Below are 2,296 nucleotides of genomic sequence, written 5' to 3' on the forward strand. Positions count from 1 at the left end.
ACGACCGGCTTCCGAAGGTTTCAACGTCTTCTGAAGTTACGGATTCAGGTAAAAATCTCCGACTTTTTAGACCAATTTGCTGCTACCGCAGTAGGGCAGTCTATTCTCGGACAGCCTCCGGATTGACCATAGTCACTTACCCTGTATTGCGCAAAACTTTTTGGCAACTTGCCGGTCTTAAGGGAAGGTGCGGTTTTCGTAATTAGCTGATTTAGCGTATGATCTAAGCCTTTCCGTTATCAGAACTAAACGGGTTCCAGATGATTGAACAGGCAATTTTGATCATTTGCTGCCAGTTCCGATAACGTTTTCAGCTGATCAATCCTGAGGATGAGTGCATGTGTGGAATTGTCGGTATTTCGGCAACGGTAAATGTTAACCAGCTGTTGTTCGATGCGCTGACTGTGCTACAACACAGGGGGCAGGACGCTGCGGGGATGGTGACCCTTGATGATGGTCGTTTTTTCCTGCGTAAAGATAATGGTCTGGTGAAGGATGTTTTTCGTACCCGTCATATGAAACGGCTTAATGGCTGCTCAGGTCTTGGTCATGTTCGATACCCGACGGCGGGTACGTCCAGCTCAGCAGAAGCCCAGCCATTTTATGTCAACTCTCCTTATGGTATCGCTCTAGCCCATAACGGCAACCTGACCAATGCGGATGATATTAAACAGTCGTTGTTTGAAAGCGACCTGCGCCACATTAATACCCACTCCGACTCAGAAATTCTGCTCAATGTTTTTGCCCATGAGCTGGCAAAAGAGGGTAAGCATAAGCCTCAGGCAGAGGATATTTTCAATGCGGTGACCGGTGTTTACCAGCGCTGTGAAGGAGGCTTTGCTGTGGTGGCCCTGCTTAACGGCCATGGCATGGTCGGTTTCCGGGATCCCCATGGTATACGACCACTGGTATACGGTAAGCGGGAGACTGAGAAGGGTGCCGAGTACATGCTGGCGTCAGAATCCGTGGCCCTGGATGCCCTGGACTTTGAGCTGGTGGGTGATGTTGCGCCGGGGGAAGCCATTTATATTGATGAACAGCGTCAGCTCCATACGTTCCAGTGCGTGCCCGGTAAGCTCACTCCCTGCATGTTTGAATACGTTTATCTGGCCCGCCCGGATTCCAGTCTGGATGGTATTTTTGTCTATCAGTCCCGCCTGCGGATGGGGCAGACCCTGGCCAATAAAATCCTCCGGGAATGGCCTGACCATGATATCGATGTGGTGATGCCCATTCCGGATACCAGCCGAAACTCTGCCCTGGAGATGGCCACCCGCCTGGGCCTGCCTTATCGGGAAGGTTTCGTCAAGAATCGCTATATTGGCCGGACCTTTATCATGCCTGGTCAGGCCATTCGCAAGAAGTCGGTGCGCCAGAAGCTGAATGCCATTCATCAGGAGTTTGCCGGCAAGAATGTGCTGCTGGTTGATGATTCTGTTGTTCGTGGCACCACCTGTGAGCAGATTATTGAGATGGCCAGGGATGCCGGGGCCAGGAAGGTGTATTTCTGTTCAGCGGCTCCCGCCATTCGTTATCCCAATGTGTACGGCATTGATATGCCAACCCGGGAAGAGTTGATTGCCCATGGTCGTACGGATCAGGAGGTTTGTGAGCAGATCGGTGCGGATAAACTGATTTTTCAGGATCTGGACGATCTGAAAAAAGCGGTGTCTTCCCTTAACCCGGACATTGACGATTTCGACTGCTCCGTGTTTGATGGTTGTTATAAGGCCGGTAATATTGACGCTCATTATCTGAAGCAGCTGGCTACCAGCCGGAATGATGATAGTCGTCAGGCTGGGAGTGATATTATTGATCTTCATAACGAAGGGGAACTTTGACTCGTTTTGCTCATCACCCGGGGGCTCTTCTAAAACCCGGGAAGCTGAGTTCCCATACTGTGGGTGGGAGTATACCCGAGAGGCTTTTCGAGAATAGTCTACCTTGGCGGTAGCAAATTGGTCTGGAAATCTGCTTTTTTACGGCAAATAACCTCGCTATTCACCGCACAAAACCGAATTTTTATCCTCAATTTTCTGCCGTCCTCGCTACGGGGTCGCCCAGATCAGCGCTAATCTCGGACAGCCTCCTGGCGGATACGGCAGGGTCTTTGTCCTGACAACCAGGCATACGAATATTGGCAAATTCTATAAATAGCCTTACCGCTCCTAAAAACTTGCTCAAACCTACTCAAAGTTATCTAAACCTGAGTATTTTCGCAGGACGCCAGCCGAGCAGTGCTACTGACGATTCACGTGTCGGAATCTCACCGACAGACCAAAGTTAAAACGGGAGC

General features: G+C 50.4%; 1 protein-coding gene. It reads left to right on the forward strand.

Going from position 1 to position 2,296, the window contains the following annotated elements; genetic code table 11:
- The first annotated feature begins 338 nt into the window (after positions 1 to 338).
- Positions 339 to 1,841: an amidophosphoribosyltransferase gene (purF, locus tag KDK14_RS08510; RefSeq protein WP_257264668.1), complete on the forward strand. Its 1,503-nt coding sequence runs from the start codon at positions 339 to 341 to the stop codon at positions 1,839 to 1,841.
- Positions 1,842 to 2,296 lie beyond the last annotated feature (455 nt).

Origin of the sequence: Endozoicomonas sp. ONNA2 (assembly GCF_024606365.1) — a bacterium.
Lineage (GTDB): Bacteria > Pseudomonadota > Gammaproteobacteria > Pseudomonadales > Endozoicomonadaceae > Endozoicomonas.

What these genes read in the sequence shown, in the direction of transcription:
- purF (WP_257264668.1), top strand. Translation starts at nt 339, where the DNA reads ATGTGTGGAATTGTCGGTATTTCGGCAACGGTAAATGTTAACCAGCTG.